Annotated in this window: 3 protein-coding genes; all 3 read left to right on the top strand. The window is 46.1% G+C overall.

Going from position 1 to position 1,462, the window contains the following annotated elements:
• The coding region (locus A3750_RS14605; RefSeq protein ID WP_197475050.1) for a TOBE domain-containing protein at positions 1 to 364 on the top strand (364 nt) is incomplete at its 5' end.
• 69 nt (positions 365 to 433) lie between these two features.
• Entirely contained in the window at positions 434 to 892 is a 459-nt protein-coding gene (locus A3750_RS14600; RefSeq protein WP_068464624.1) for a globin family protein, read from the top strand.
• Between the two features lie 53 nt (positions 893 to 945).
• Positions 946 to 1,462 (top strand): sterol desaturase family protein (locus A3750_RS14595; protein ID WP_197475049.1); only part of this gene is annotated, 517 nt, incomplete at its 3' end.

Genomic DNA, 1,462 nt, shown 5'->3' with positions numbered 1-1,462 from the left:
CGAGATCGATCAAGAAAACAGCCTGTCAAAAGCAGAAATCAAAGGCTCGCAAACTGGGGCGCCAATCGCTGTCTGGATAGGCGAGCAAGCGCTTTCCGAGGGGCAGAAAATCCGGCTGAGAGTAACCGCACGCGACGTCAGTATTAGTCGGTTCCCAAACACCGAACAGAGTATCTTGAACGTCCTGCCAGCTAGAATAAAAAACATCAAACACACAAGCGAAAGTCACTCCGTGCGCATCAAGCTCGCTATTGGAGACAATACGCTTCATGCGCTCATCACCAAACGTTCGTTAAAAAAGCTGAACTTGAAGATTGACCAAGAGGTCTGGGCACAAGTAAAAGCACTGTCTATTTTTGACTAGTGACAGTTTGCAGCTTTCCGGATTCTAGACTAGCTTCCTAACCACTTATCGTTGATTGGAGCCTGCTACATGGCCATTACGGAAGCACAGAAAAAGCTCGTTCAAGCCAGCTTTGCGAAAGTCGAGCCTATTGCAGATGCCGCAGCCGAAATCTTCTACAACAAGCTTTTTACCTATGACCCGTCCTTAAAGCCTTTGTTCAAACACGACATGAAGGGTCAGGGTAAGAAATTGATGACGGCGCTTAAGCTTGCAGTAAAGTCCCTTGATGATCTCGATGCGCTTGTTCCAGTGCTTGAAAACATGGCAGTGAAACATGTTAGCTATGGTGTAAAGGTGGATGACTACACGCCTGTCGGAAATGCGCTGATTAATACACTCGCCGAGGGGCTCGGTGATGATTTTACGCCAGACTGTAAAGCCGCATGGGTTGAAGTATATAAAACCATTGCAATCGTTATGCGCTCAAAAGCCTATCCTGACTTTGACCCGAACACCTATCAAAACACCAAGCAATATGTACATTAACCAGTGATGGTGTAAGCTCATTGCGTACTCAATAACAAAAAATACAATCGCGTATGCCAACCGACATCATCGATACCATCATTGGCTGGTATCAAGAGCCCTTGTTTATTCAGTTTCCCGTCATCACTTTTGCGATTGGCATTGGCGTTTTCGTCTTGCTCGCCGCACCATGGACCGTACTCGCGTGGTTAGATCCTGAATGGGCCAAACCTTATCGGGTGCAAAACAAAGACTTTGAAGTCAGCACGTTTTTAGGTAAAAACATCACGTTGATCGTTTTCAACTCCCTATTAGTGTTCACGCTGCTTGTATTGGCCTGGCCCTTAGCTCGTCTAACTGGCATTCACGCAGGCGAAGTGCCTCACTGGACAACCTTCGTCTGGCAAATTGCTTTTTTTATCGTCTTGGATGATTTTCTGTACTACTGGATGCATCGAACGATGCATGAAAATAAGTGGCTGCTAAAGAATGTGCATTCTGTACATCATCAGGTTAGAACACCTTATGCATTGGCTGGTAACTACTTTCACTGGGTTGAGCTAGCATTAACTGCCGGCATTGCACTGATTG

Source organism: Oleiphilus sp. HI0079, assembly GCF_001635105.1.
The sequence above is the reverse complement of the archived record's forward strand: the minus strand, read 5'-3'. Positions and strand labels throughout refer to the sequence as shown.

What these genes read in the sequence shown, in the direction of transcription:
- A3750_RS14600 (WP_068464624.1), top strand. Translation starts at nt 434, where the DNA reads ATGGCCATTACGGAAGCACAGAAAAAGCTCGTTCAAGCCAGCTTTGCG.